Annotated in this window: 1 pseudogene; it reads right to left on the reverse strand. The window is 54.2% G+C overall.

The features are described from left to right. A pseudogene (locus tag J0A66_RS21890) lies at positions 1-391 on the reverse strand (hypothetical protein); the annotation flags it as partial. Positions 392-402 lie beyond the last annotated feature (11 nt).

A 402-nucleotide genomic window follows, 5' to 3' on the forward strand; every position in this document is an offset into this window, starting at 1 on the left:
GTTCTACGGCACGCTGTTCCACGTCTGCCAACTCGGCCTTCAATTTGTCGTAGATTTCCTGCTGGCGGGCTTTCTCGGCTTTTTCAGCTTCGGTTTGCTGTTTGGCGTCCTGCAGGATCTGCTCGGTCTGCTGCAGCTTCTGCTGCTTGTCCGCCAGCTCCTGTTGCAAAGCGGCTTGTTTATTCAGCCACTCCTGCTCTACCGACTCCACCTGCTGCTGCTGCTCGGCGGCACGTTGTTCCATTTCGCTGAGTTCTTGTTGCAACTTGGTCAGGTGTGCCTGTTGTTGCTGCTTCTCGGCTTTTTCCTGTTCAGACTGACGGCGAGTTTCATCCAGCGTCTGCTGGGTCTCCTGTAATTGCTGATGTTTGGCCTGCAGCTCTTGCTGCAATAATTTGTGCT

Origin of the sequence: Bowmanella dokdonensis, assembly GCF_017254865.1 — a bacterium.
Lineage (GTDB): Bacteria > Pseudomonadota > Gammaproteobacteria > Enterobacterales > Alteromonadaceae > Bowmanella > Bowmanella dokdonensis.